Annotated in this window: 16 protein-coding genes and 1 tRNA gene; 3 read left to right on the top strand and 14 right to left on the bottom strand. The window is 56.1% G+C overall.

Annotated features, from left to right (window positions below; all coding sequences use genetic code 11):
- Positions 1-58: 58 nt before the first annotated feature.
- The 14 genes from AC2FLG_RS04370 to AC2FLG_RS04305 all read right to left on the bottom strand — a co-directional run bounded on the left by AC2FLG_RS04370 (position 59) and on the right by AC2FLG_RS04305 (position 20,902).
- Positions 59-3,433, bottom strand: a complete 3,375-nt coding sequence (locus AC2FLG_RS04370) for an error-prone DNA polymerase (protein WP_496705130.1) — start codon at positions 3,431-3,433, stop codon at positions 59-61.
- Positions 3,430-4,908: a Y-family DNA polymerase gene (locus AC2FLG_RS04365; protein ID WP_496691622.1), complete on the bottom strand. Its 1,479-nt coding sequence runs from the start codon at positions 4,906-4,908 to the stop codon at positions 3,430-3,432. Before AC2FLG_RS04365 ends, AC2FLG_RS04370 begins: the two co-directional genes overlap by 4 nt.
- A gap of 258 nt (positions 4,909-5,166) precedes the next feature.
- Positions 5,167-6,273, bottom strand: a complete 1,107-nt coding sequence (locus AC2FLG_RS04360; protein WP_142636241.1) for a transporter substrate-binding domain-containing protein — start codon at positions 6,271-6,273, stop codon at positions 5,167-5,169.
- A gap of 44 nt (positions 6,274-6,317) precedes the next feature.
- On the bottom strand, positions 6,318-7,559 hold the full coding sequence (locus AC2FLG_RS04355; protein WP_142636243.1) for a transporter substrate-binding domain-containing protein: 1,242 nt from the start codon (positions 7,557-7,559) through the stop codon (positions 6,318-6,320).
- Positions 7,560-7,578: 19 nt separating this feature from the next.
- Entirely contained in the window at positions 7,579-8,367 is a 789-nt protein-coding gene (locus AC2FLG_RS04350; protein WP_281995081.1) for a PP2C family protein-serine/threonine phosphatase, read from the bottom strand.
- A 3-nt stretch (positions 8,368-8,370) separates the two neighbouring features.
- Entirely contained in the window at positions 8,371-9,342 is a 972-nt protein-coding gene (locus AC2FLG_RS04345) for an FHA domain-containing protein (protein WP_496705128.1), read from the bottom strand.
- Between the two features lie 202 nt (positions 9,343-9,544).
- On the bottom strand, positions 9,545-11,704 hold the full coding sequence (locus AC2FLG_RS04340; RefSeq protein WP_496705126.1) for a serine/threonine protein kinase: 2,160 nt from the start codon (positions 11,702-11,704) through the stop codon (positions 9,545-9,547).
- Positions 11,705-12,038: 334 nt separating this feature from the next.
- Entirely contained in the window at positions 12,039-13,325 is a 1,287-nt protein-coding gene (locus tag AC2FLG_RS04335) for a dynamin family protein (RefSeq protein WP_271948831.1), read from the bottom strand.
- Positions 13,322-15,364: a dynamin family protein gene (locus AC2FLG_RS04330; protein WP_496701886.1), complete on the bottom strand. Its 2,043-nt coding sequence runs from the start codon at positions 15,362-15,364 to the stop codon at positions 13,322-13,324. Before AC2FLG_RS04330 ends, AC2FLG_RS04335 begins: the two co-directional genes overlap by 4 nt.
- Positions 15,365-15,431: 67 nt before the next feature.
- Positions 15,432-16,304 carry a hypothetical protein gene (locus AC2FLG_RS04325; RefSeq protein WP_496703186.1) on the bottom strand — a complete coding sequence of 291 codons (873 nt, stop codon included), beginning with the start codon at positions 16,302-16,304 and terminating at the stop codon, positions 15,432-15,434.
- Positions 16,305-16,326: 22 nt separating this feature from the next.
- Complete coding sequence (locus AC2FLG_RS04320; protein WP_496691615.1) at positions 16,327-16,728, bottom strand: hypothetical protein; 402 nt, start codon at positions 16,726-16,728, stop codon at positions 16,327-16,329.
- Positions 16,729-16,758: 30 nt separating this feature from the next.
- A complete protein-coding gene (locus AC2FLG_RS04315; protein ID WP_496705124.1) occupies positions 16,759-18,474 on the bottom strand; it encodes a dynamin family protein in 1,716 nt (571 codons plus the stop codon).
- 8 nt (positions 18,475-18,482) lie between these two features.
- Positions 18,483-20,495, bottom strand: coding sequence for a dynamin family protein (locus tag AC2FLG_RS04310; RefSeq protein WP_142636261.1), 2,013 nt, complete (start codon positions 20,493-20,495; stop codon positions 18,483-18,485).
- Positions 20,496-20,497: 2 nt separating this feature from the next.
- Positions 20,498-20,902: a hypothetical protein gene (locus tag AC2FLG_RS04305; RefSeq protein WP_496677113.1), complete on the bottom strand. Its 405-nt coding sequence runs from the start codon at positions 20,900-20,902 to the stop codon at positions 20,498-20,500.
- A 740-nt stretch (positions 20,903-21,642) separates the two neighbouring features.
- Here AC2FLG_RS04305 and AC2FLG_RS04300 point away from each other — a divergent pair.
- The 3 genes from AC2FLG_RS04300 to AC2FLG_RS04290 all read left to right on the top strand — a co-directional run bounded on the left by AC2FLG_RS04300 (position 21,643) and on the right by AC2FLG_RS04290 (position 24,656).
- A tRNA-Leu gene (locus tag AC2FLG_RS04300) sits at positions 21,643-21,727 on the top strand.
- 404 nt (positions 21,728-22,131) lie between these two features.
- Entirely contained in the window at positions 22,132-23,337 is a 1,206-nt protein-coding gene (locus tag AC2FLG_RS04295; protein WP_496705122.1) for a YcaO-like family protein, read from the top strand.
- Positions 23,334-24,656, top strand: a complete 1,323-nt coding sequence (locus AC2FLG_RS04290) for a TfuA-like protein (protein WP_496705120.1) — start codon at positions 23,334-23,336, stop codon at positions 24,654-24,656. Before AC2FLG_RS04295 ends, AC2FLG_RS04290 begins: the two co-directional genes overlap by 4 nt.
- The last annotated feature ends 10 nt before the right edge of the window (positions 24,657-24,666 follow it).

Raw genomic sequence — 24,666 nt, 5'->3', positions numbered from 1 at the left:
TTTTGAGTTGCGGCAATCCGACAGTGCGGACCCTGCCAGAGATATGCAGCAGTGCGGTTCAATGAAAATCCCGGCTTGGAAACAGCCGCTTTGCCTGATCCCGTGGGTGCATTGCCCTGGCAGGATAGCGGGATTTCTTCGGTGTATCATCAGTGCGGGACCCTTCGGTGCTTAGGACCTCTGGTTGCGGGTGCCCCAATTCGGAAAGCTTATGTGACATGTCCTGAACGTCCTGGGCGATCAGGTGCACGATAATCCCTTCACGCTGCAGATACCCTGTGATCCGCAGCAGGCGCCCGCCCATCACGGCCCGGCGGAAACGCTCATAAACCTTGGGCCAGACCACCACATTGCTGACCCCGGTTTCATCCTCTAGCGTCAGGAAAATTATACCCGACGCCGTGCCCGGCCGTTGACGGGTGATAACCAGACCACAAACGCTGTGCCGCCCCAGGGGCACCTCTAACAAGGCGACATGTGTGGTCAGCCCTGGCAGAGAGGGGCGCAGCAGTTCCATCGGGTGGGCCCGCAGGGTCAGGCGGGTGGCAACATAATCCTCGACCACCTCTTCGCCCAGCTGCATGGCGGGCAGGTTGACCGGGGGTTCGTGAACCGTTTCCCCGTCAATCGGATCATTGAACAAGGGCAGAGGTTTGGGGCTTTGAATGGCTTTGACCTGCCAGAGTGCATCGCGCCGGGTCAGCCCCATATCGGAAAAAGCGTCTGCCTCGGCCAAGCGCGTCAGTACATCAGGCCGCAGCCCCGCACGCAGCCACAGCGCCTCTGGATCCTGATAGCCATTGCCGCGGGCGGCCTCAATCCAGCCGGCGTCTTCTTCCCTGAACCCCTTGATCTGGCGGAATCCCAGCCGCAGCGCCAGCGCGCCATCGGGGCGGCGTTCCAGTATATTGTCCCACTCGGAATGATTGACGCAGATAGGGCGGATTTCGACCCCATGCTCGCGGGCGTCGCGCACGATCTGAGCGGGCGCGTAAAACCCCATGGGTTGAGAGTTCAAAAGCGCGCAGGCAAAGATCGCCGGGTGATGGCGTTTCAGCCAGGCCGAGACATAGGCAAGCATGGCAAAGGCCGCCGCATGGCTTTCCGGGAACCCGTAATCGGCAAAGCCTTCGATCTGGGAAAAACACTGCTCAGCTACTTTGATGTCATAGCCGTTACCCAGCATCCCATTGATGAATTTATCCCGGAATGTGCCGATTGTGCCCATTCGCCGGAACGTGGCCAATGAGCGGCGCAGATGGTCGGCCTCTTCCGCCGTGAATCCGGCCCCGACCACGGCAATCTGCATGGCCTGTTCCTGAAACAGGGGGACGCCCAATGTGCGCGCTGTCACCTGTTCCAGTTTCGGGCCAAAGGGTTCGGGGTTTTCCAGCCCATTGCGTCGCCGGATATAGGGCTTCACCATATCCCCTTGAATGGGGCCAGGGCGCACAATGGCAACTTCGATTATCAGGTCATAAAGCTCGCGGGGGCGCATCCGGGGCAGGAAATTCATCTGCGCCCGACTTTCGACCTGAAAGACGCCGATCGCATCCGCCCGGCAGAGCATGTCATATGTGGCGGTGTCGTCCTGAGGCACCTTGGCGATGCTCAGGGTCTGGCCTTCATGCTGTTGCAGCAGGCCAAAGGATTTGCGCAGACAACTGAGCATACCAAGCCCCAGCACATCGACTTTCAGGATGTTCAGAGCATCAATATCATCTTTGTCCCAGCAGATGACGGTGCGGTTTTCCATTGCGGCATTTTCAATCGGGCAAAGCTCGTCCAGGCGTCCTTTGGTGATCACAAAACCACCAACATGCTGGGACAGATGGCGGGGAAAGCCGATGATTTCGCCAATCAGATGAATGGTTTGCATGAGGCGCCGGTCGCTGAGGTCCAGCCCCAGCTCGCGAATACGGTCCAGATCAACGCCGCCATTGCTCATGCCCCAGATCTGGCTCGACAGCCCAGCGGTCACATCCTGCGACAGCCCCATGACCTTGCCCACCTCGCGAATGGCTGCACGGGTGCGGAAATGGATGACAGTTGCGCAAAGACCAGCACGTTCGCGGCCATATTTCTCGTAAATCCACTGGATCACCTCCTCACGCCGCTCATGCTCGAAATCGACATCAATATCCGGCGGCTCGCCCCGGTATCTGGACACGAACCGTTCAAAGACCATGGCGATCTGGTTGGGGCTGACATCCGTGATGCCCAAGAGGTAACAGAGCACCGAATTGGCCGCGGACCCGCGCCCCTGACACAGAATGCCCTGCGACCGGGCATATTGTACGATGTCATGTACAGTCAGGAAATAAGCGGGAAACTGCAGATCCGCGACCACCGCCAGTTCCTTGCGCATCAGCCCGACCACCGTGTCGGGCGGCCCTTCGGGGTACCGGCGCTGCAACCCTTCGTGTGCCAGACGTTCCAGACGCGTTTGCGGATGTTCCCCGCTTGCAATCTCATCGGGGTATTCATACGAAAGCTCCGCCAGATCAAAGCTGCACCTGTCGGCAATCTCCATCGTGCGCCGCAAGGCGCTGGGGTGATGGCGGAACAGCCGGACCAGATCATGGCCGGATTTGAGGCGGCGTTCGGCATTGGCCAATGCGCGTGTACCGATCTGATCAATCGTAATATTTTCGCGCATGCAGGTCAGGGTATCGGCCAGTTGCTTGCGGTGGGCGCGGTGCATCAGAACATCCCCGACCGCCACCATGGGGGCGCAGCTCTTCTGGGCCAGTTGGGCGCATTCGGCCAGGTAGGCCTGATCGCTGCCGTCATAGCGCGGAACAGCGCCCAGAAAAACATGATTGGGAAAGCGCCGTCGCACGGTCTGAATATCTGATGCGGCCTCTGACAGGGTGGTCTGGGGCAGGGCGATCAGGATCATGCCCTTGCAAGCCGTCAGCATGTCTTGCGTATAGAGCTCGCAATCGCCCTTATCTGTACGCCGTTTGCCCAGAGTCAGCAGGCGGGCCAAGCGTTTGTAGGCTGCCAGATCACAGGGCAACGCCACCCAATCTACCGCACTGTCGCGCAGCAGCAGCCGGCAGCCAGTAATTAGTTTAGGCAGAACAGTACAGTCCGGTTTCGGAAGCGCCTGCCTGTGGCCAACCTCTTGCCGGGAGGAGGAATCAACCCGATATTCAGATCTGATTTGAAGGGGCTGTTTGGTCTGTCGTTTAAGCTCTCGCAGTGCCGACCATGCGCGCACAACCCCTGCCAACGAATTGTGATCCGTGATAGCTATTGCCGACAATCCCAGCTCGGCGGCGCGCAGGACAAGCTCTTCGGGGTGGGAGGCCCCGGTCAGAAAGGTGAAATTCGTGGTGACACAGAGTTCGGCATAACCCAGCCCCTGTGCATGGGGCTTTGGCATATGGCGGTGCAGGGCGTCTGTCGGGCGGTTTGCTGTGATCATGCGAACTCTCCCTGTACAAACCAGCCCGGATTCTGAGGCGTGTAAAACAGCCAGAGCCTGCGCCCCTGCGTGGTTTCCACCCGCCAGTAATCCCGCAGACCGGACCGCCAGCTTTCATCCTGATGCCACCACTCGGGCGCGATGCGTTCGGGGCCCGTGGCATGGCCGGTTGTCAGGGGCATGCGTCTCCAGCGGAACCGCGCGGGCGGATGTGGGCCGGTTGCCGCAATCGGTTCGGGTGGAAACAGGCAGAGCGGTCGTGGGTTCAGGCTGCTCCACCCGCTGGAGGGGCTGGAATAGGCGGCGGCCGCGATGATGAAACTGTGCTCGGGAATATGGCTGTCCGCAGGTAGGAAACGTTGAATGTTCTCCAGCCCGACCCGGGTGCCCAGCCGGGTGATCAGATCATCCAGCCGGCTCTTGCTGTGGTCCGACACATGGCTGATTTGTTGTACTGGCAGCGCTTCAACCCCGGTAGCCTCCAACCGCATTTGATCAATGCCAAAGCCAGCATCTATTTCCCCCAAACCGCGTTCGAACAAAGACAGGATACGCTGAGGATCGCGCAGAGGTCGGGCCAGACGCAGTTCAACCAGCTGGCAGTCCTGGTCCACCCGACGCAATGTCATGCAAAGTTTCCGGGCGCCCATCTCTTGCGCCTTCAGCTTGGCGCAGAGCTGGGCCAACAGCCGTTCGGTACCAGCCATCACGTCCGACAGTAATCCGATGGGGTCCGGCAGGGTCATGCGCACCGCGTAATGGGGGGGATCGGACAGCGGCGTGATTGCTTCGGGTTGCGCGCCCAGAGCCTGATCCAGCCTGAGCAGCAGACCGGGACCAAAACGCCGTGTCAGCGGTGCGCGCGGTGCTGCCGCCAATGTACCAATTTTGCGCAGGCCCATGCGCTGTAAGGCGACCGAGGTCTTCTCATCCAGACGCAAGGCCGCCACCGGCAGCAACTTTAGGGCCGTCAGCATATTGCCAGAGGCTGCGACCCCCTCGTTATAACGGGCAAGCGCCCAAGCCGCACCGCGCGTATCCCCCAACCCGATCTGCACCCAGAGCCCTGCGCGCGCAAACCGTCCGCGCATATCAGCCAACATCGCCTCTTCGCCGCCAAAGAGATGGGCTGACCCGGTGACGTCAAGCACCAGCCCATCCTCGCCTTCCATCCCCACCCAGGGGCAATAGCGCGTTGCCCAGCGACGCAGGATGTGCAGGAAACGCATATCGGCCTGAGGATCGGCTGTGCAGCTTTGCAAAGCGGGGCAAAAGGCGCGCGCATCCGCATAGGACATGCCCTGATGCAGCCCCTGTTCCGCAGCCTGAGCGTTCAGGCAATAAATACGATTGGCATTCTGTTGTTTGAGCGTCAGGACAAAGGGCCCATTCACCAGGCGTCGACGCAGAACCCGGTCGCTTGCCAACCGAGGAAACCACAATGAAACGACGCGACGCTGCATTCCATCGAACATGCCAGATACCAATATGTTCTTGATTTGTTCTTTTTATGCTTCCGCTTTTACAGAGTCGAGTCTTTTGGATCAAACGCCAGCAGATAGTGCCACCGGGACCAAGTTGTTTCGGCTTCGAAGGGAAGGTCGGCCCTTTTAGGCATCAAACCGCGGCAGCCATTATTCGGACTCTCATTCTTGTCGCAAAAATCTTTGGATCTTGAAAAAAGACAGGGCCGGTCCAAAGACCGGCCCTGCGACTGTTCATATGTATCGGTATTAGTTCGACGCGGCGTTCAGCTTTTCGTTCTGTTCACGCAGCGTGTCCGAGATGATCGCGTACCATTCGCCGGATTCACGCATTTCGTTCAGGCCCTTGTTGACCATAGCGATGTATTCACGTGCAAACGGGTTGGTGCGGTGAGCAAGGAAGCTCATCGAGGACAGCGTGGAAACATAGGGGTTTTCTACGATATCTTCCGAGGTCAGGCCCATGTCCTTCATGGTTGCGGCGAAAAGATCGACCTCGAACGCGGCCACATCGGCTGAGCCGGTCAAAACGGCATCCAGACACTCGCGGGCCGAGCTGGGGTGAACCAACGTCAGGTTATCGGAATTCAAGCCAACTTCTTCAAGTACAACCATGCTCCAGCCGTCCATACGACACAGGGTTGCACCTTTGAGGTCTTCGAAGGCCGTCGCTTGTGAGTATTCGCTTTCCGGCAGAGTGAAGAAACCGCCGACGATGTCATAGACCGGAACCGAAGCAACAAACTCGTTGCACCGGGATTCAGTCGCTGCAGACCACTCATAGGTGTGATTTGTACAATCTGGAACTGTCCAGGCGATCGAGATGTCGAATGCGCCGAGCGGCAAGAGAGTTTCCAAATGCGAAGTCCAGTCGTCGACAAAGCTGACCGAGAAATCACGGCTGTTGCCGGCACGCTGAAGACTTGTGGTCGCCAGGCGGGTCATGATCCCACCACCACTCAGACTTTCGGTCGTGAATGGCTCCCATCCGTTACCCGCTACCAGCTTGATTGGCGGGGCGTAGACGTTCGAACGTTTCACACTGGCCGCACGCTTTTCTTCTGCTGCGATCAGTTCCTGTGCTGACTGGCCATTCGGCAGACTGCCGTCTTCACAGGGCAAGGACAGAACCAATCCAGGCGCCAGCGCGTTTGGGTTGGTGATGATGTTGCGGTTGGCGTTGAAGATCGGCTGATAGTTCGAGGTGCCATAAGCCGCGATGGCGATGGTCGCCATCGTGTCACCATCCGCGACGGTATAGTTGCTACAGGCCTCCTGTGCTGCGGCAGCTCCGGCGCTCAGGGCGGTGACGGCGGTGGCCGAAATCACGACTTTCTTCAGGTTAAATTTATACATGTCCACTTCCTCCAGACTTTTTTGAGTTTAGGCCAATAAGGGCCTTAGCCATTTTCCATTTGATAACGCAGAGCGGTTGAGACGATGTCGCGCCACTCGCCTGATTGCTGCATGATCGCCAGACCCTGATTAAGCGTTTCAAGGATCGCTTCTCCATCAGGATTATCCTTATGAGTCATGATGTTAAGAGACTTGATCGCTGCCAGGTTGGGGTTTTCTACAATGCGATGCTCGTAACCCAGCCGACCGATTGCCTCGACGGCCAGATGGGCCTCAATTGCGGCAATGTCGGCGGTTCCATCCATCAATGCATGGAAACATTCATCCGGCGAAACCGGGCGCAGCATCGTGATCGCGGGCTCGTACAGCCCCACCGCGTCCATATGCGACAGGGACCAGCCCTCGGGTCGGCAGATGGTTGCACCGGCAAAGTCCGCATATGTCAGGGTCTCTTCATAGCCCGAACCTTCGCGAGCAAAGAACGTGTCCACAACTTCATAGAACGGGTTCGAGAAATTGTAGGTTTCACAACGTGAACGGTCATTTTCAGACAGTGCATCTGCGTCGTCACAATCTGGACGCGACCACGGGAAGGTCGCGTCAAATGCCAGCGTCGGCATCAACAGATCCAGATGTGAAGACCAGTCATTGACGAACTGAATCTTGTAGGACTGTTCCGGCGCTGCGCGCAACATCGCGGTTTCAACAAGATTTGTATATAGACCACGATGCGGCAGAGCTTCATCCGTGAACGGGGAATAGTTGCCGCCAGTGATCAAAATCAACTGACGGTCCCGGATTTCAGGACGTTCACCGGTACCTGCATTGCGGATTAGGGCAGCACCTTCAGCACGCGCGGCCTCGATCTCATCCTTGGCCGCAGCCTTGGCGGCGATGACCGCCTCTGCTTTGGCTTCGGCCACGCGGGACTCGGCTTCGGCGATAGCTTTGGCAGCGCGATCTTCCGCAGCCTTGACAAGTTCGGCGGCCATTTCGGCGGCCATTGCTTCGGCCTCTGTCTGCGGCACGGCAGCTGCGCGCCCGATATCTTCCAAACACGGAAGGGTCAAAACGTCGCCGACGCGGATGACATTGGGATTATTTCCGATTACATCGCGGTTTGCCTCGAAGATGATCCGAAAATCTTCGGTCGAATAGACTGCGATGGTCAGTTCCCGCAGGCTGTCGCCTCGCTGGATTTCATAGGTTGAGCATGCTTCTTGTGCCGAAGCAGCGCCCGTCGCGGCAGCTAGTGCCAGGCTGGATATGATCAGATGGAGTTTCATTGGTCCGGTTGCTTTGCCTCTAGTCGTTTCTTCTGAGTTTGATGACGCCAATCGACGTATTGTCTTGATCCGGGTCGTTCCTGGTTCTCAGTGCCCGCAACAGCGCATCCGCAATATCTTGAGCCAGCGCATCTTCGTTTTCCTCAAGAATTGCCTGAATTTCTGTGTTGCTCAGATATTGCAGCCCATCACTTCCCACGATCAGCACATCCGCGGTGCTAAGACCCAATGGTTCTTCCGGGCAATCGACCTTGGGAATTGCGGCGCCCATTATCACCGAAGTCAGTTGGTTTCGGTCGGGGTGAGACGACGCCTGGTCTGGCGTAAGGGTACCTGCAGCAACCTGAGCATCAATCATCGGAGCCATCGAATGGTCTTCGTTGATTTGGCTGAGGGTACGGTCGCGATAGAGATATAGGGGGCTGTCGCCAATCGAAATCCAGAAGACGCGCTTTTCCAGCAGCAAAACTCCCAACATGGTTGATCCCATGTTGAAATCTTCACCCTGCTCCTCGCAGTAAGTCGAAATCGCGGCATTTGCCTGCATGGCTGCCAAGGGTAAGGCGTCGATCAGCGCAGTCTCAGCCGGAGCGTCTGCTTCAAGTTCGGTATCCAGTGCATCGCGCCAGGCTTTGACCACCAGCTCGGATGCCACTTCTCCTGCCGCATGCCCACCCATTCCGTCCGCGACGATGACATAGCCCGCATCCGCCGCGTCGAACATACGCGACGCGACCGCGTCTTCCTGCGTGTCGCGCTGACCCTGATCCAGGATCAGCGCAAGATCATATGCCGGGGTCGCCAGCATCAATTAAACATCCCGCCAATCAAAGCCGTCATCGCAGAAGGCTGCAAAACGGATTGAGGTTTCACTGATCCGGATAAGATCGCCTGTGGAGAGTGGAACCGTGCTGAGAACGGGTTTGCCGTTCAGGCGCACCAGATTGGCCTTGCCGCCGTGGCCCAGATAGCATTTGCGGTCTTCCGGGTCATAGGCAATTACCGCATGGTTGCTGCGGGAAATCCCAGTGTCGCCAAAGTCCAGCTGGATCGCCTGGTCATCATTACGCCCAATCTGCATCAGGCCTTCTGTCAGCGTAACGCTGGAACCGCGGCCGGGGCCGGAAGTTACAACAAGCCATCCTACCGGGAATGTCGCCTGCGCGGTCTCGGTCTTGGCCATAGCCACCGGCTCGGCTGTTTCCATCAGGTCCTGAACATGCGTATCCGCGCGCTCGAAGCCCAGGAAGGTGGTTTTCACACGGCTGCGTCTGTCTTCTTTTGCCGCAGGAGCAGGCTGAGGTTGTGCCTCGACCTCCGGGGCAGAAGGCGCTTCTGGTTCCGGATCAACTGTCTCGACGACTACGTCTACGACCGGTTCTTCCATCGCCATTTCAGGCGCGGGATCTTCAATCGTGGCTGTCAGTTCTTCGGTTGACACATGCAGTGTCACAACCGGTTCGTCGTCCTTTGGGTCGGCATCAACTGTAACCTCGGTGGCGCTTTGCACTTCGGCGACCACTTCCTCGACGATAATCTCATCGGCAGTGGCTTGTTCAGCTTCGGAGAACACCGGCATCTTGCCTTCGGGTAATAGTTCTTCGCTTTCATCGTAGCTATCAGCAGCAATGTTGCCGCCTGCCAGTGCATTACGAAGTGCGTTGAAATCCGCAATCGGTTCAGCGTTATCAGACTCAGGTGACGCGACCTCCTCGGTTTCGGTCTCTTGAGGTTTGCCGGCACCTTCGAGAAGCCGGCTAAGGGGGCTTTTATATTTAAACATGGTGTCGACACCTTTGTTTCTTGGCACAGGAACTACGTCCCATGGGGCTGCTACTCACCTCTGCACGTTCGGCACACAGGCACTGATGATTGGGAACAAAAAACTCATTTACCTTCTGCGACGGGCCGGTCCCCGTCAGAGTGATGGCTTTCGCTTCACTCTCAGCAAACACACACAGGCAGATCACAATCAGACCGGATCATTACTCCTGTACCAGGGGCATAACCGCACCCGTTTCAGTACCGTTACGCAGAACTGTAAAGCGGGCTTCGGGCTGGTTTTCAGAAACAAGGAGCTGCAAAAGCGCGTCCAGCCCTTCAGGGTTGGTAATGTTCTGACCGGTATGATTTTCCGAGATCAGTACATCGCCTTTGCGCAGGCTGCCTGCTGCGGGTGCGTCTGGTGCAGTGTCAACAACAGTTGCCCAGCCGTTTCCATTGCTGTTCCTGATAGTGAACACATAACCATTCTCGAGACCCAACATGCGAATGGCGGGCAGGGCCAGCAATCCGTTCTGCGCACGGGTTTTTCCGAGTTCCCGATAACGGGCAGTGATGCGGATATACCCATCCGGATCGACCTTCAGGTCATCCAAAATCTGGGCGGCAAAACTTGCATCTGCCTGGACCGGCACTCCATTCACAGTATAAATTGACGCCCCATGCTGCACCCATTCTCCGATCACGGAAGTATCCAGCGTGGGGTCAATGCCGGTCACGACAACGACGCTGCCAGTCGAGGCGCGGCGTTTCGAAGTCTGGAACGGTATTTCCACATCCCAATGAGAATACGCAATCTGCGTTTCTGCCGGTTGGCCAGCAGCAGCGCTGATTTCTACCGGGTCAGCAGCAACCGGGGCTGCCTCGACAGGTTGCGCTTCGGCGTTTTGCGCCGTGAGGGTATCCGTCTGCTCAACAGGTTCTGCGCTTGCGACTTCTTGTTCTGGTGCTTCAGCTTCCGCAGCGGCCGGTTCTGCCGTTTCCACGACCTCTTCCGCAGCGGCCGGTGCCGCCGTTTCCACGGCTTCTTCCGGCTGTTCCGAGGCTGGTGCCTCTGTCTCGGTCACTTGGACCGGCGCTGCTGTCGGTTCGGGGGTTTCTTCGCTGCCACTGAACAAAACGAATCCGCCTGCAGCCAAGGCAACCACCACCGCAGCAGCGCCTGCGATGACTTTACCGCTGCCGCCTGATCCGTTCTTGACGATCGTGTCGACCGCAACCGCGGCCTCTTCTTTTTGTGCAAACTTGGCCAGATCGCCCTCTGACTTATCCTCATTACCCAGGGCAATGTCAGGGTTCCCAGCCAACAAGGCAGTCACCACCGCCTCGGCATTTTCACTTTCGGCTTTGATCCGGGCTTGCTCTTCGACTTCGTCCTTACGGTCCATCGCCACGATGACCGAGACCGGACGATAGGCGAAGGAGTCAAACATGACGCCGGGACCACGGAACATCCGCAGCCAATCCAGGGCCGTTTGCAGACGATCTGTTGCGTGAACTTCCATCGCTTTGTCGACCGCTTCAAGGAACCCATCGGGATAGCCGCTGTACTGACCTGCGAGGGGCGTATAGGGATCATCCTGGCCATTGTTGAAGGCATTCAGTCGGGTTTGCCCGTCGATCGGACGTTCGCCACTGATGGCGTGATAAAGCGTCGCCGCGAGAACATAGAGGTCGCTGCTGGGTCCCTGATCTGCGCCGCGTACATAGAATTCGTGCGGGGAATAGCCGTCTTTGATAACGCGCAAAGTCAACAGGGCAGCAGATTGATTGGCTGCCTGTTCGCGCGCGGCACCAAAGTCGATGAGGACCGGGTCTCCGTTTTGGTCAATCAGAATATTGTCCGGTGAGATATCGCGATGCAGCATTCCGCTTTGGTGGATGAACGAAACGGCCGACAGCATTTTCTCGGTGACTTGGACAATGAAATCCGGGCCCGCGTCGTTTTCGGGGTTCTCGGAATAATCCAGAAGATCGCAACCCCGGATCAGGTCCATTGCGATATACGCCGTGTCGTTGTCTTCAAAGACCTGATGTACGTCAACGATATTGGGATGAACCAGTCGGGCGTGATTGCGCGCTTCCTGAATGAACAGGTCGATGATCGCGCGCAGATCTTCTTTGTGGTCGGGATTGATGGGTTCAACCGCGTCACCATTCCGACGGCACAGAGCGCCCGGATAGCACTCTTTGATCACGACATCGCGCTCTAGGCTGTCGCGGGCCAGGTAGGTAATCCCAAACCCGCCATTGCTGAGGAAACGAAGAATCTCATACTGCCCGCGCAACAGCTTTGCGCCAGGTTCAAGTCCTTCAATCTTAGGTTCGTCGTGCGTTGCACCGACAGCCTGGTTATGGCTCATTTCATTCCGCCCGTTCTAATCGTTTTGCGGCAAAAAACCTGGGCAAATAGCCCGCAAACACACAACCAAAAACAACCGCAGGACACTCAAGTCGGTTAGACGATTCAAATTTGACTTTATTGGGGCCGCCTGATGGCTTCACTAAGGATCGTTTTTGCGATTGATCTATATGTAGTGTTTATTTGACAGTTTATACTACATATAGAAATATATTGTGATAAAATCGAAAGCTAAAAACAAATTCTTAAGGATTGGTCTACAAATTCGAAACAATAGATTCGTAGGAATCGCCTCTACGATTCGCGGAATTGCCGCTCAGCCTTGAGCGGAAATTTCAGGTTCCGGTCTTTGGTTGTGCCGATTCAACCCGGCTGCCGGCCCAAGCAAGGTTGTCACTCAGCTGTGCCAGGATGCTAATCGCATCCTTCAGTGGCGCAACGCCGCTTTCGAACTGAAGCAAAAGCAACAAGTCCGTGGCCTTTTCGAACTCACCCGGAATCCAATCCGCCGTCGGGTCAATCTCGCCATCGTTTTCCAGGCGCTCGGCGAAATCCTCAACGATTTCCTGACAGCTTTGCAGGAAAGCCGCAGGCTCCATATTTGAGGTTTCCCGCAGGTCTTCATAGATACTGGCAATTGCGGCAAGCCAGTCTTCCAGGATCGGATTGTCGATAGGGGGTAGCACGTTTTCCAGCGTAGCCTGCATAGAGGGCGCGTCGAGGGCGGCTATGTCCGGCACCTGAACGTCAATCGATTTCAGATAGGGTAGAAAGTGCTGTTCCAGATCTTCGCGCGCCGAACTCAGGTCTGCCTGTCGCCGGTTCGAAGCAATATCAAGCACCTGCTCGGCCAGCCCCTGTCCACCGCAGGTTTCCCAAAGGGCGAAATCCGGTTCTGGCTCTTGCGCCATGGCACGGACAGCCACTGGGGTGCCGATCGGCACAACCGAGCGGAACATATTGCGCTTTTCTTTGTTCAAGCGGGCCAACACCCGGTCAAGCGCGTCGCGTACCGGAGGCAAATCTGTATGTGTCACAGCCAATATGCTGTTTGCTCGCAACTCTTCCGGAACCTTAGCCCAAAGATGGCGTTCCGTTTCGCGCCATGCATTTGTGCCGTTGGTGCACCAGATCGCGCAATCCACAAATTTGAGCAGATCGAGCGTCGGTTTATAGGTATCATCCAAAGCGCCTGACCCAGGCAGATCGTAGAGCGATATCTCTTGCAGGGCAGGGGTGTTCAATCCAACAGAGATAAAGTCGGGTTCGTCTTTGGCGGCTTTTTCAAGTGCAATTCCAGAATAGACCTTAGGTTCCCGGTCCCACCACCCGACAGTTGTTTCGGGGGTTTCGGAATATGCCACAATAACGAGCGGCAGTTTCAGATGTTGCGGCCCGGTAGGCAGAATATCTGCCCCGGCCAGCATGTTGGCCAGGCTGGATTTTCCCGCCCCAAATTCTCCGGCGAATCCAATATTGACCGCGTTTGACAAGCGTTCGGCATGCGCCAAAGCACGGGCGCGCATATCTTCGAGCGCCACGTCGCTCGGCAGGCTTTCGGTCGCGGTCAGAAAGCGCTCGAGCTGCCTCACTTCCTTGTCGGTTCCGGGAAATTCGATCATTCCGCTGCCTCTGCTAGTCTTTCATCTGTTTGATGCTGGCTGAATAGGGTGCCCAGCTCGTCAGAAATATGTTGTGCGTGGTTGAAGGAGGCTTGCGCCTCGGCCCGGGCATTTGTTTCGCCGGTTCCGGCACGATGTTCAAGATGTGTGGCGAGCAGGGCCAGATAATGGTCCAGCACAGTATTAAGCCGCTCGGTCAAATCACCGCGGGCGGTATCCACCAGATCATCTCCGATCATCTCAAACTCCTGAACGATCATGCGTTCGGCACGGGACACGACACTTTTACGCGAAATCAGCCGGGACAACCAGTTTACCCGAAGTTCGACAGTGATGCCACGGGTCAAAGCGGACGTGTCCGGACGGAACCAGCGAACTGCGCTGGTATTCATCCGGTTGTCGGTTGCGTCCTGCCAGCCGGGCAGAGCCCGCAGCGTGGCATTGCTTTGCATGTCGATTGCGTAGAGCTCGCTCAGCATTCTTTGGCGGACAACTTGGGTGGCCCCCTGAACAAGTTCGCGCATGCGGTCACGCAGCGGAGTGAAATTCAGCTCGGTTTCTCCGGTTTTCGACAACAGCGGAGAATCTCCGTTCGGGCCGCGAACAACGCCCGACACGGCCTCGGCCACGGTGTCATCCATTACGCCCCTCAGGTTGGCCAGGACGTCATCCATTTCGTCAATGATCTTGGTGGTCTTGTCGCTGACCGAGTTCCGCAGATCGGCCAATATCCTGTTGTTTTCACCAGCGTCTTCTGCCGAGGTTGTGGTGTCGTTCTCGATCGCGCGCAGATGCGCTTTGGACCGGTCCAATTCACCTTGGGCAAAGCTGTTGAGATGCTGCCAGGCCATACGCAGTTGTTCATCGCGCGGGCCTTCTGTCAGCGCTCGGGTCACATGCCGGCGCAGATCGGGCAACCCGGAGGCGATCATAGCGGCAAAGCGCAAAACACCTTCGCGGCTGATCGGGCCGGGGCCTTGTTTGATCTCTTCGACACCGTCCAGATATTGCTTCATCTGATCGGGGTGCGCGCGCAGCCAGGCCAGGACATCGTCGTGATTGATACCGGCTTCGTCACCGGTCAGGGCGTAATGCGCCCATTGGGCACTGCCGGTCAGCACGTCAATGTTCGAGTTCCCAAGCGCCTTCTCAAGCCCGTCCAGAACATCGGCCCGCACCTTGAACGCATCTTCGGCACCATTTCCCAATTCGTCCACGCGGTTGATAAAAACCACGATCTGGCCCAGCTCCAGCGCTTGCATTAGGCGGAACAGTTTCAAGTCCGCCCGAGAAAGCGCCTGATGCGCCGACAGGACAACCACAAAAAAGTCGGACTCTTTGAGGTATTGACGAGAGATCTCTTCGCGGATCAGCAGAGGGTCATTTACACCGGGCGTATCGGTGACCGTAAGCGGAAATGGGAAATGTCCGATGTCAAAATAGACCTCGGCCTTTCGGGTGATGTCGCTGTAAAGGCCCCGGTCCGATGCCGGATCATGTGTCCCACCCTCGGTCGGGTCATCGCCTGCGCAAACATAACGTGCCAAATCATCCGAATTCAGGTCTTCCAGATCATGATGTTGGCCCAGCAGCTGTTCATAGCTATCGCCCAGCCGAAGCTTGGCGCGGGTCTTCATTGCGTCGACCTGTTCTTCGATCATCTCGCGCTTATAACTGTCCTCGTCATCGGGGAACATGTTGCGCAGCTCTTCGCCTTCGGCAATCAGGGACTGCCACTGACGGTTGTCGAAGAAATGGAACTCGGCACCTTGCGTCCGGCCCGACGGGTGGCCGAAATGCATATCAGTGATTACGGTTGTCCAAGGGTTCACATCCGACGGCAGATATTCGGCCTGTCCGGTAAAACCATTGATCAGTCGGGATTTGCCGGCCTTGATCTGACCAACAAAAGCAATCGAGGGCTTCAGGTTCGAAAGATCACCAATGATCCGAGAGATAAACTGCCCGGTTTCGTCATTGCTGACGCCTTTCATCTCGTTGGCTATACGAAGTAACTCGCGACGATTATTCTCACTCATAACACATACCCTGACTACTTAATTTCACGGATCGAATTCGTTGAAAAATTGAACTGTTGGCACCGGATCATTTTTCCGATCCCGTAACTGATTTCCAAAGGTTTACGACGGCTCCCAGTTTGCGCGCTTCATGAATGGCCAGCGCAAATTGAGACCCGTCATGCAGAACGGCAAGCGCATCCCCTTTGCCCCCTGAAGGCCGCATTACAATCAGCTGAGGATGATCCAGCGCGATGGCGGCGTCACCGTCCCACCCAACAAGATCCTGTGCAAACTGACGAACCAGATCCTGATCGGCGTGCATGGGTTGCCCGACGTCGCATACTCCTTCGAGCCGCGATATGGCTGCACCGTCCAAGGCGACTTCGGCGCGTCCCAATGCGAACCGTTCAGCGCCATCAAAAAACGCGCTGGCAATGGTTCCTGCTGTCGCCTCGGCGGCGGGCGCTGGAATATCTGTTTCTTGCGGGGCAGGCGTGTCGGGAACCAAAGAAACGACCGTCTCGGGCGGCAGTTCGATAGTGCCGCAAGCCTTTGCAATCTCGCTGAAAGTCACGCCGACATCATCGACCTCAAGCGCCGTGTCCGGTTGCAGAGAAAGCAGCTCCAACGGGGCAGGGGCTGCTGCAATATCGGACACCAATTCGGCCAAGCGGGTCGCAAGCTCTTCACGCGGAGTAGTTTCAAAATCCGGTATCATGCCCGAGCGGACCCGGAAAACATCAGTTACCCGCGAGCTGTTGACCTCCATTGCCAGACAATCACCATTGGCCGCGGTAAATTCCAGCCGACGCGGCAAAATGGTTCCGCGAATTGTACGCAGGATCTTTTCACGACGAATCTCAGCCGTCTCAGCAGCTAATGTAACCGTCGGATTCAAACGGGCGACCGACAACCGCCCGATGTCTTCGAGCATGTCCAGTATGTCAGTATCCATCATGCCGTGACCCCCTCTGGTCCCGTTATACAGCGGCCGTAACCGGCCCCAGGCTTATGTGCGATTTAGTAAGCGCCAGCCCCACATTGGCACTGTCGCGACAGATGTAGCAGACCACATGGTCCGGGTAGTCCGGGGTCCGCAGGAAAATATTCAGCCGATCCTTTGAAAACACTGCGATTTCGCCAAACCCAGGATTTTCCGTATCGTCGGCGTCGGTCGAACGCAGCAGATTCTCAAACGCGATCACACCGTGCCCCTGAAAAAGGTTGGCCACCGCAATGGCCAGAGTATCCAAGGCTTCGGCACTTTCCGAGTCTGTGACATGGGTGCCTAGCAACATACCTGTCTTCATGTCGACATACCCGGCTGCTATGCAGTCGGGTATGGTCGCCATCGCATCGTTTAATGCTGTTTCGATAGACATCAGTTGCCCTGTCTCCTAGGTTTCTCACCGCTAAAGTACATGTCGTTCAACACCCGTGTCTTCAGAGGTATTGGCCATGGGCCGTACCGCGTTATCTGATTTTCGCGCATTGTGTTCGGCCGTGATTTGGTCAAATTCCTCAAGAAATGCTTGAAATACCTTCTTCAACGCTTCTGGGTTGGTGGGCATGTCTTCGCCATCCGTGACCTCGCGCCACATCGCCGCCGCGCTAAGCGGGGTGTCGACGGAAACGTTCACAATGTCTTCAAACGAGCCCGCGATTTCCGGTCTGCTCTCTGGCAGGGCGACAACCTGAGTGTTCACCAGGCCATTGGTTTCCGGCTCTGGTTCGAACTCATCCTCGGCATCATCTGATTGTTCTGCCATCAACGCTGTGATCGAGGATACGGAAAGTTCGACCGGGGTTTCTTCCGGCTCTGCCTGAATGGTCTCTTCGGGCTCCGGAACATCTGTAAGCTGGTCCTCCAAAGAGGCCATGAATGTGTCAGCTTCGTCTTCGTCACTGAACAGGTTTTCTTCTTCAGCAACTTCTGCTTCCGCAGAAAGTGGCTGAACTTCCACAAAGTCAGTTTCATCAATGACGGATACGGCCTGTGGGTCTGCTTCATCATCCTCGGTAGGAGCAACGGACAGATCGGCAACGTCCGAGTCCTCGGGAGTGGTCTCCCGGAAGAACGCCCGCAATTCGTCTTCTTTTTCTTCTTTTACGATCTCGGCGCCCGAGGTCATGTCGGCGCGCAGACGTTCGGCCTCTTGTGGGTCAATGCGCGGGGCACGTTCAACCTCATCGGGGCGCAGTTCGACCCGGGCAGGGCGCACGGGGAATTGTGTCACCACCTCGGGCTCTGTTCCCTTATGCAGCGGATTTACCAGCTTCAGCGGAGCGGTTCCCTGTACATTCGAGAAATTGCGCCGCGGGCGCAGCGGGTGTACCTGAGGAGTATCGGACAAGCTGGTGTCAATTTGATAACGCGCCAGCTGATGAGCGCGGCTGTCCATGATCAGTTCTGTGATTTCCAGGAAGCTGTCGACCATCTTGCCACCGCCACTGCGGGTCCACAATTCGGCGTCCCCACTTTTGTCGCGGGCCATGATGGCATCACGTGCTGAAAACAGGATCGAACGGTTGAACAGGTGACCTGCTTCGCGGTTCACACGACGAAGGACCTTTTGGCGATCCTTGACATCCAAAACGTCTGCACGTGTGACCAGCAGCAATGAATTATGTTGCAACCGTTCGGGCAGGGAAACCCAGGTTGCCCGTTCCGTTTCGCGCCATGCCTGCGTGGCGTGCGTACACCAAATAACGCCATTTGCCTGACCGACAGCCCGTCGCCAGACATCAGTAGAAATCTTGGGGTCGGAAATACCCGGGGTGTCAATCAGGTCGACGGCTTCCAGGATGTCGGATTCCAGAAATATGCGAATAAACTGGGCATCATTCACCCCGACTTGTTCCAGCTGGTCCAGGTCAATGTTTTCGCGAGTTCCGTCAGGGCGTTGTACATAGGCCGACCTTCTACCCCAACTGAACCAAACTGGTGGCAGCTGTGTGGCTGTAACCTGTGTAGGCAGTGCCTCCGAGCGCAGCAGAAAGTTCATCAAGGTTGATTTGCCGGCGCTGAATTCCCCCATAAGTGCGAAAACAGGTTTCCTGCGGGACCATTTCTCAATGCGGTCCCATGCTTTTGAAGAGACGAAGCGGGTTTGTGAATCTTTTGCCATATCGCTACTTATGCTGCCTCGTTACTAAGATCTTTCAGGATATCGCCGAGGATATCGTCGCGGGATTTCTGAGGGGCCAGCCCCTCCATCAGCGCTGCACTGCGACCGGGGTCCTTTTCGGCTGAGGCCGAAATGTTCAACAGAGTCTCCTTTTGCTCGCGCATAAAGTCGGAAAGGGCGGCGCGGACATTTTCAAGAACTGCTGCAATCTGGTTTTCTTCGATATCCTTGGTGATCGAATTCGCCTCTGATGTGATCAGGCGCGTATAATCCGCCGCATAGGCCTCGAAACCATTGCGGCGTTGCCACCAGCGGCGCCACCATGTGCTTTGCAAGTCCAGGGCAATCGTGCGTCCGATACCCAGTGGAGGTGGTACCCGCGGGACGATTGGTGCCTCGATGCTGAACTCTCCCAGATGGTTGCCCAGCAAGCTTTGATACAACGCTTCGATGTCAGCGGCTGCCGCTGAATACAACGCACCAACTTCTTTGCGCATCGACCGGGCAAAGCTAAAATAGGCCGCTTTTTGCAAGGTCCGCAGCCCGGCAGGATCGTACTGCCACGTTCCTTGCTCGCCATTTTGCTCAAGATGCGCGATCAGAGAATCGGTGGCACGTTTGACAAAGTTGGCTTCGGCCGAGTTCAGACGCTCAAGCACTTTCGCGCGCAAGGAAGCAGTAAGTTCAGCGGCCTTTTTTTCATACTCTGCGTTGACCTCGGCCACGGCGTCTTCGGGTGCTACCCCGTTCAGCTCTCGCACGATCCCTTCGCTGTCGGATAGTTTTTTGGCCACGGCGGTCGCCCGGATCTGACTGGCGATGTTGCGCGCCCGGTGGCGTACACGGTCCAGAAGTCGAGTTCCTGCGCCTTCGGCAATGCGTTCATTCATCGCCAGCAATAGGTCGGGCAAACCGGACAACGCCCAAATCTTGTCCAGTGACGGGGCCTGATCGCCAAACCCGGCCGCCAGATAGAACGTGTTCAGGGCTTTCCGGGATTCCTCAGACAGAATATCGGGATTGCCAGTTATCGCGGCCTCGGCCCACAGGGCGCTGCCGAACACGACACTTGCCTTGGTGTCGATATTGTTCTGTTTCAGCGTGTCCAGAATCCGATCCCGAATCTCAGGAACCTGGGTGACCGGATCTGCAAGTTCGTCAATTCGGTTAACGAACAGGATAATCTGACGATTTTCGAACTGAGCGATGATCCGCATCAGCGCCATGTCCATTGTGGTCAGAGCCTGACTGGCTGCCAGAACCACAATGCAGACTTCGGACCCGCGCAGGCTGCGCAGGGTGATCTGTTCACGCACCATAAACGTATCGTTTACACCCGGTGTGTCGCACAGCTTGAGGGAAATCGGGTACTGGGGGATGTCCATGTACAGCTCAGCCGACTTTGTCACATCCGCAAAACGACCGGTCTTGGGGTTGATGTCCGGGTCGTCTTCATCACCCAGACACACATACCTTTGGATCAGTTCCTCATCGAAATAGTCGTATTGATGGCTTTGCCCCAGAATCAGGTCGAAATGCTTACCCAGTCGTTCCTCGGACTTAGCTTTCATTTCGCCGATCTGACGGCGGATATCGTCCATTTCATCGTCGGCGCCGGCCCGATTGGCCAGCTCTCCCAGCCGGCCGCCGCCAACCATCAGATTGTCCCATTCCTCTTGTTCGAAGAAAGTGAACCGGGATTTTGTATCACCCTGGGTTCTGGTGTTGATGTTCAGCGTGGTAACCACAGAGGTCCATGGGTTCACATCCGAAGGCAGCAGGGCAGGGCGTGCGGACAGAATGTTCACAAGCGAAGATTTTCCCGCCTTGACCTGACCGACCAGCGTGACGCTGGCAGTGAAATTCTCCATGCGTGTCTTGAGCGTCGCAAGACGTGCCGAGGAGCGCGCGTCCGCCACCTCTGTCAGTTGGTCAATCTGTGTCGTCAATGCCGACATGGCCGAAGTCATTGGGGTCAGCGCTTCGTTTCCAACAGACAAAAGATGATCGTTACGCGCCATGGTTAGCCTCCGGTTCCTGTAGCGGCGATATGAGGTTCGATCTGCCCGTGAGGTGCGCTAGTCAGCGTATCAATCCGGGCGATCAGGTTCAGGGCGTTGCCCAAAATTGCGGCTTCGGCGCTTGGTGTGATCGATTCATATGCGCGGGCATCGGCCAGCACTTCGATCGAGCTGAAGCAGTCGCTATTTTCCAGGCACGCAACACTGCGCCCTGTTGGGAAACCCTGGGATTTGACCTCGGGCAGGGGCATTCGGGAATTGGCAAGCAAATAATGCCCGCCAGAATGCGTACGCAGCGAGATGCCAAACCCGGTATTCGGGTGTTCGCGATTCAGGGTTTTGAGTTCACCAAGAAAACTTTCGCGTGCAAGACCAATCGCGTCTTGCTCGGCAGATGCAGAGTTCATCATGTTGGTCACGGTAAAGACCCTTGTACTGGAGTTGAGCGAACGAACTGGTAAGACGCCCGAAGGCAAAGACTCATTAACTCCTTTCCACCCATCAACTACTGGCAAGGCGGTCTTATTTTGACGCGAATAAGATTTTTTGGCGTTTGAATTGTGGCGCAAGTATGGCTGCGGAGTTGCCGGGGCCCACTACTAAACTAAAAAGCGTATAAAAATATGAGCATATCAGCTGAAGTTCACAGCGAGCCGAATTTGAAAACTGGCCCCCAAATGGAGTGTAACTATTTATTAAATTATAGTTTTACATACATGTGGTCAGCTCCATATTTGGCAAAATCTTGTCATGAGACAGAATCCATCGCCCAAACAAAGCGCGCTTTCGGGAAAGGCAACAACAACACGGCACAACGTGAGGGTGTTTAAATTTGGCAGGTTCATCAATGGTGAATTTTAACAGGACGCTATGTTTCACATAGTCTTTTTTGGGTCTGCCTGGTCTACGAGATTTCTGTTTTGGGCGGCGTCAGGCAAAGCTTGGTCAGCTGCAAGTCCATTGGCCTTTCCGGTCGGTGTGGTCGTGCGGTCTTTCATATGTTTTCGGGTTGTGTGGTGCCTCTGAGCAGAGGTTGGATTTGCTCTGAAACGGGCATCAATTTTCTTCGTGTAAACTACAATTTCCCTCTCGCACTCGTTCAAAAGCTTTGCTATTGAGCGGCATTCCGGCAGCAGCTGCTGGTCGTGCGGGTGTGGCGAAATTGGTAGACGCACCAGATTTAGGTTCTGGCGCCGCAAGGCGTGGGGGTTCAAGTCCCTCCACCCGCACCATAGTTCAGTGTATTGCATTGATTATATTTTTTAAGTTAGACCCCATAGAGCAACTTTCCCGATTGCCCTGGGACCTTCGCACGAAAGAAGGCGCGCTTCTGACAGCTTTTCGAGACATTTTGGGTTTCCGGTCGCGCAGTAAATATCGCAGAATGAAGATTATGTTAAAATAATGCGGCATCCTTTGAATATCGTCGCTGCAATTCGATTTTAGGCGCTGGCTGCTGGACACAGTTGGTTCCGCCCGCGCTTATCATTGTCCAGCAAGTAGATTGTCGTGTTGAGACAATTATGGGCGGCAGAGTTGACCCATATGAAATCATCCCCCATCCTGAGCTGATCCGGTCACCGGCAAGTATTTTCGCCTGGTGGCCAATTTCTTTTGTTTTTGGCAAGGTTGCATCATGTCTGACGTATCGGAAAAGCAATATGTGCTTGATACTCATCGCCTGCGAAGCCCCAGCCAAACATTGGAAATCGTAACGCCCTATTTGCGTGAAATGGGCATTACTCGAATTGCGAACTTAACCGGCCTGGATCGTATCGGATTGCCCACGGTCATGGTTGCGCGCCCGAATTCCCGATCGGTTTCGGTGTCGCTCGGCAAGGGATTGTCAGTCCCGGCCGCGCAAGCGTCGGGGGTTATGGAAGCGATCGAAAGCTGGCACGCGGAACGGGTAACGGCGCCTCAACGTCTGGCACGATTTACCGATATAGCGCGCGATGCGCCGGTGGTGGATGTTGATAAGCTACCTCGGGTAACTGGTGGCCGATTTGATCCTGATGCGAACAGATTGTGGGTAGAGGGTCAGGATTTGAATTCCGCTTGCGCCCGTTGGGTTCCAATGGAGATGGTCGATACCGATTATACGTCTTTGCCGATGGCTGGGCAGGTAGCCTTTCCCAGAACGACAAATGGTTTGGCATCCGGCAACAACCTGTTTGAAGCCAGTTGCCATGCGATCTTTGAACTCATCGAACGCGATGCCACCACACTGTGGCAATTTCAGTCCGCGCCAGCACGGATCCACCCAGACACTATCGATGATGACAGGTGCAAGGACGCAATAAGCATGATTGAGGCAGCGGGCCTGAACCTGGGCATCTGGGACACCACCTCGGACATCGGAATCGCCTGTTTCCGCTGTACGATCTGCGAGCCGGACGGGCAGAACGGCCACATCGGTATCGGTGATGGCTGCCATCCAGATCGCGCCATTGCTTTGTTGCGGGCCCTGACCGAAGCGGCACAAACCCGCCTCACCTATATCTCTGGCGCGCGTGATGATCTGGACCCAGAAGAGTTTACTGACCAGGCGCAGATAGAAAGATGTGCCTATATTCGCAATCAGATTGACAGCTCGGACGCGACGCAGGATTTTTCGAATGCTCCGACATATGCCACCGGATCATTCCAAGAGGATTTGAACTTGCTGACTACCCGCCTCGAAACTGTAGGTATTTCGCAGGTGATCACGGTCGATCTATCGCGCCCGGAATATGAGATCGCCGTTGTCCGAGCTGTCATACCTGGGCTTGAAGCGCCTCATGACGACCCCGATTATATCGCCGGGGAACGCGCGCAGCGTGTAATGGAAACATACGGATGAGTGTCGTTATTTTTGTGGGCCCGACGTTGACAGCCGATGCTGTGGCCCAATGCTTGGACCCTGTGATCTTGCCCCCGGTCCGGCAGGGGGACGTATATCGCGTGGCACGTGATCGTCCGCGTGCGATCGGGATAATAGACGGCTTTTTTGAGGGCGTCCCGTCGGTCTGGCATAAAGAGATTCTTTGGGCGATGGATCAGGGAATCCCCGTTTATGGCAGTGCCAGCATGGGTGCTTTGCGCGCGGCAGAGTTGGCTGATTTCGGTATGATCGGCGTGGGTCGAATCTTTGAGGATTTCTACAGCCAAACCCTGCGGGATGACGACGAAGTTGCGGTCCTGCACAGCCCGGCAGAATTGGGCTATTTGCCATTGAGCGAACCCATGGTCTCGGTCCGAGCAACGGTTGAGGAGGCGCATAATCTAGGCATGTTGGTCGCTGAACGTGCCGCAGAGGTTCTGCGGATTGCCAAAGGCATGAACTATCGTCAGCGCAGTTGGCCTAACATAATTGACGCGTTAAACGGGCTTTCTGACATCCAGAGTTTTGTGGACTGGCTGCCAAACGGCAAGGTTGATGCAAAAGCGCGTGATGCCATTGAGATGCTTGGGCGTATGGCCGAAGATCTGGCAAACGACCTTCCCTTCCCGGCGACGCAGCAACCGACCGAAGAAACGCTGATGTGGAAAGGGCTGCGTGCCCGAGTGGATGCCGATCAGAAGGCCGATCAGGCGGTTATCGACGAAGTCAGGCTGAACCCGGACATGTATACGCGGCTGCGTGAACGGGCCGCGCTGACTCTGCTGGCGCGGGAAGAGGCTGATCGGCGGGATGAAGAGCCTGACCGCCCTGCCCTGATGGCACAAATGGATGCGCACCGGCAAAAAGCCGGCCTGTCGCGCCGCGCCGCTTTGATGGCATGGCTGGACGAGAATGATCTGAGTGTCGAGGAATACGAGGCGATGCTGGCCGATGCCGCTCGGGTGCACGGCCACATTACCTCTCGGGCTTCGGTCCTTGAGTCATCGCTTTTGCGCGAGTTGCGCCGTGACGGGAGCTATGCCGAATTGCGGGATCGTGCCCATCGCAAGGCACAAAGGGGAGCTGAATCATTGACTGCCCGAGGCGGTCCCGCAAGCAGGCGCCTACCTATGGTTATGTGGTATTTTGAAACACAGCTTGACCAACCAGTGCCGGATGATCTTGAATCATATGCAGTTTCACTTGGATTGGCCGGGCGGGAAGCATTTTTTGATTTGATAGAAGCAGAGTATTTGTTTTGTCACGCGGATGCCGGATTAAATAGTACCGTTGACTAGCCGCCCCAAG

Source organism: Ruegeria sp. CDSA193, assembly GCF_059611885.1.
The sequence above is the reverse complement of the archived record's forward strand: the minus strand, read 5'-3'. Positions and strand labels throughout refer to the sequence as shown.

Coding starts and splice junctions, on each gene's coding strand:
- AC2FLG_RS04345 (WP_496705128.1), bottom strand. CDS start 9,342: ATGTTTAAATATAAAAGCCCCCTTAGCCGGCTTCTCGAAGGTGCCGGC.
- AC2FLG_RS04355 (WP_142636243.1), bottom strand. CDS start 7,559: ATGAAACTCCATCTGATCATATCCAGCCTGGCACTAGCTGCCGCGACG.
- AC2FLG_RS04330 (WP_496701886.1), bottom strand. CDS start 15,364: ATGAGTGAGAATAATCGTCGCGAGTTACTTCGTATAGCCAACGAGATG.
- AC2FLG_RS04360 (WP_142636241.1), bottom strand. CDS start 6,273: ATGTATAAATTTAACCTGAAGAAAGTCGTGATTTCGGCCACCGCCGTC.
- AC2FLG_RS04365 (WP_496691622.1), bottom strand. CDS start 4,908: ATGTTCGATGGAATGCAGCGTCGCGTCGTTTCATTGTGGTTTCCTCGG.
- AC2FLG_RS04305 (WP_496677113.1), bottom strand. CDS start 20,902: ATGAACTCTGCATCTGCCGAGCAAGACGCGATTGGTCTTGCACGCGAA.
- AC2FLG_RS04320 (WP_496691615.1), bottom strand. CDS start 16,728: ATGTCTATCGAAACAGCATTAAACGATGCGATGGCGACCATACCCGAC.
- AC2FLG_RS04350 (WP_281995081.1), bottom strand. CDS start 8,367: ATGCTGGCGACCCCGGCATATGATCTTGCGCTGATCCTGGATCAGGGT.
- AC2FLG_RS04310 (WP_142636261.1), bottom strand. CDS start 20,495: ATGGCGCGTAACGATCATCTTTTGTCTGTTGGAAACGAAGCGCTGACC.
- AC2FLG_RS04325 (WP_496703186.1), bottom strand. CDS start 16,304: ATGATGGATACTGACATACTGGACATGCTCGAAGACATCGGGCGGTTG.
- AC2FLG_RS04290 (WP_496705120.1), top strand. CDS start 23,334: ATGAGTGTCGTTATTTTTGTGGGCCCGACGTTGACAGCCGATGCTGTG.
- AC2FLG_RS04370 (WP_496705130.1), bottom strand. CDS start 3,433: ATGATCACAGCAAACCGCCCGACAGACGCCCTGCACCGCCATATGCCA.
- AC2FLG_RS04295 (WP_496705122.1), top strand. CDS start 22,132: ATGTCTGACGTATCGGAAAAGCAATATGTGCTTGATACTCATCGCCTG.
- AC2FLG_RS04315 (WP_496705124.1), bottom strand. CDS start 18,474: ATGGCAAAAGATTCACAAACCCGCTTCGTCTCTTCAAAAGCATGGGAC.
- AC2FLG_RS04340 (WP_496705126.1), bottom strand. CDS start 11,704: ATGAGCCATAACCAGGCTGTCGGTGCAACGCACGACGAACCTAAGATT.
- AC2FLG_RS04335 (WP_271948831.1), bottom strand. CDS start 13,325: ATGATCGAATTTCCCGGAACCGACAAGGAAGTGAGGCAGCTCGAGCGC.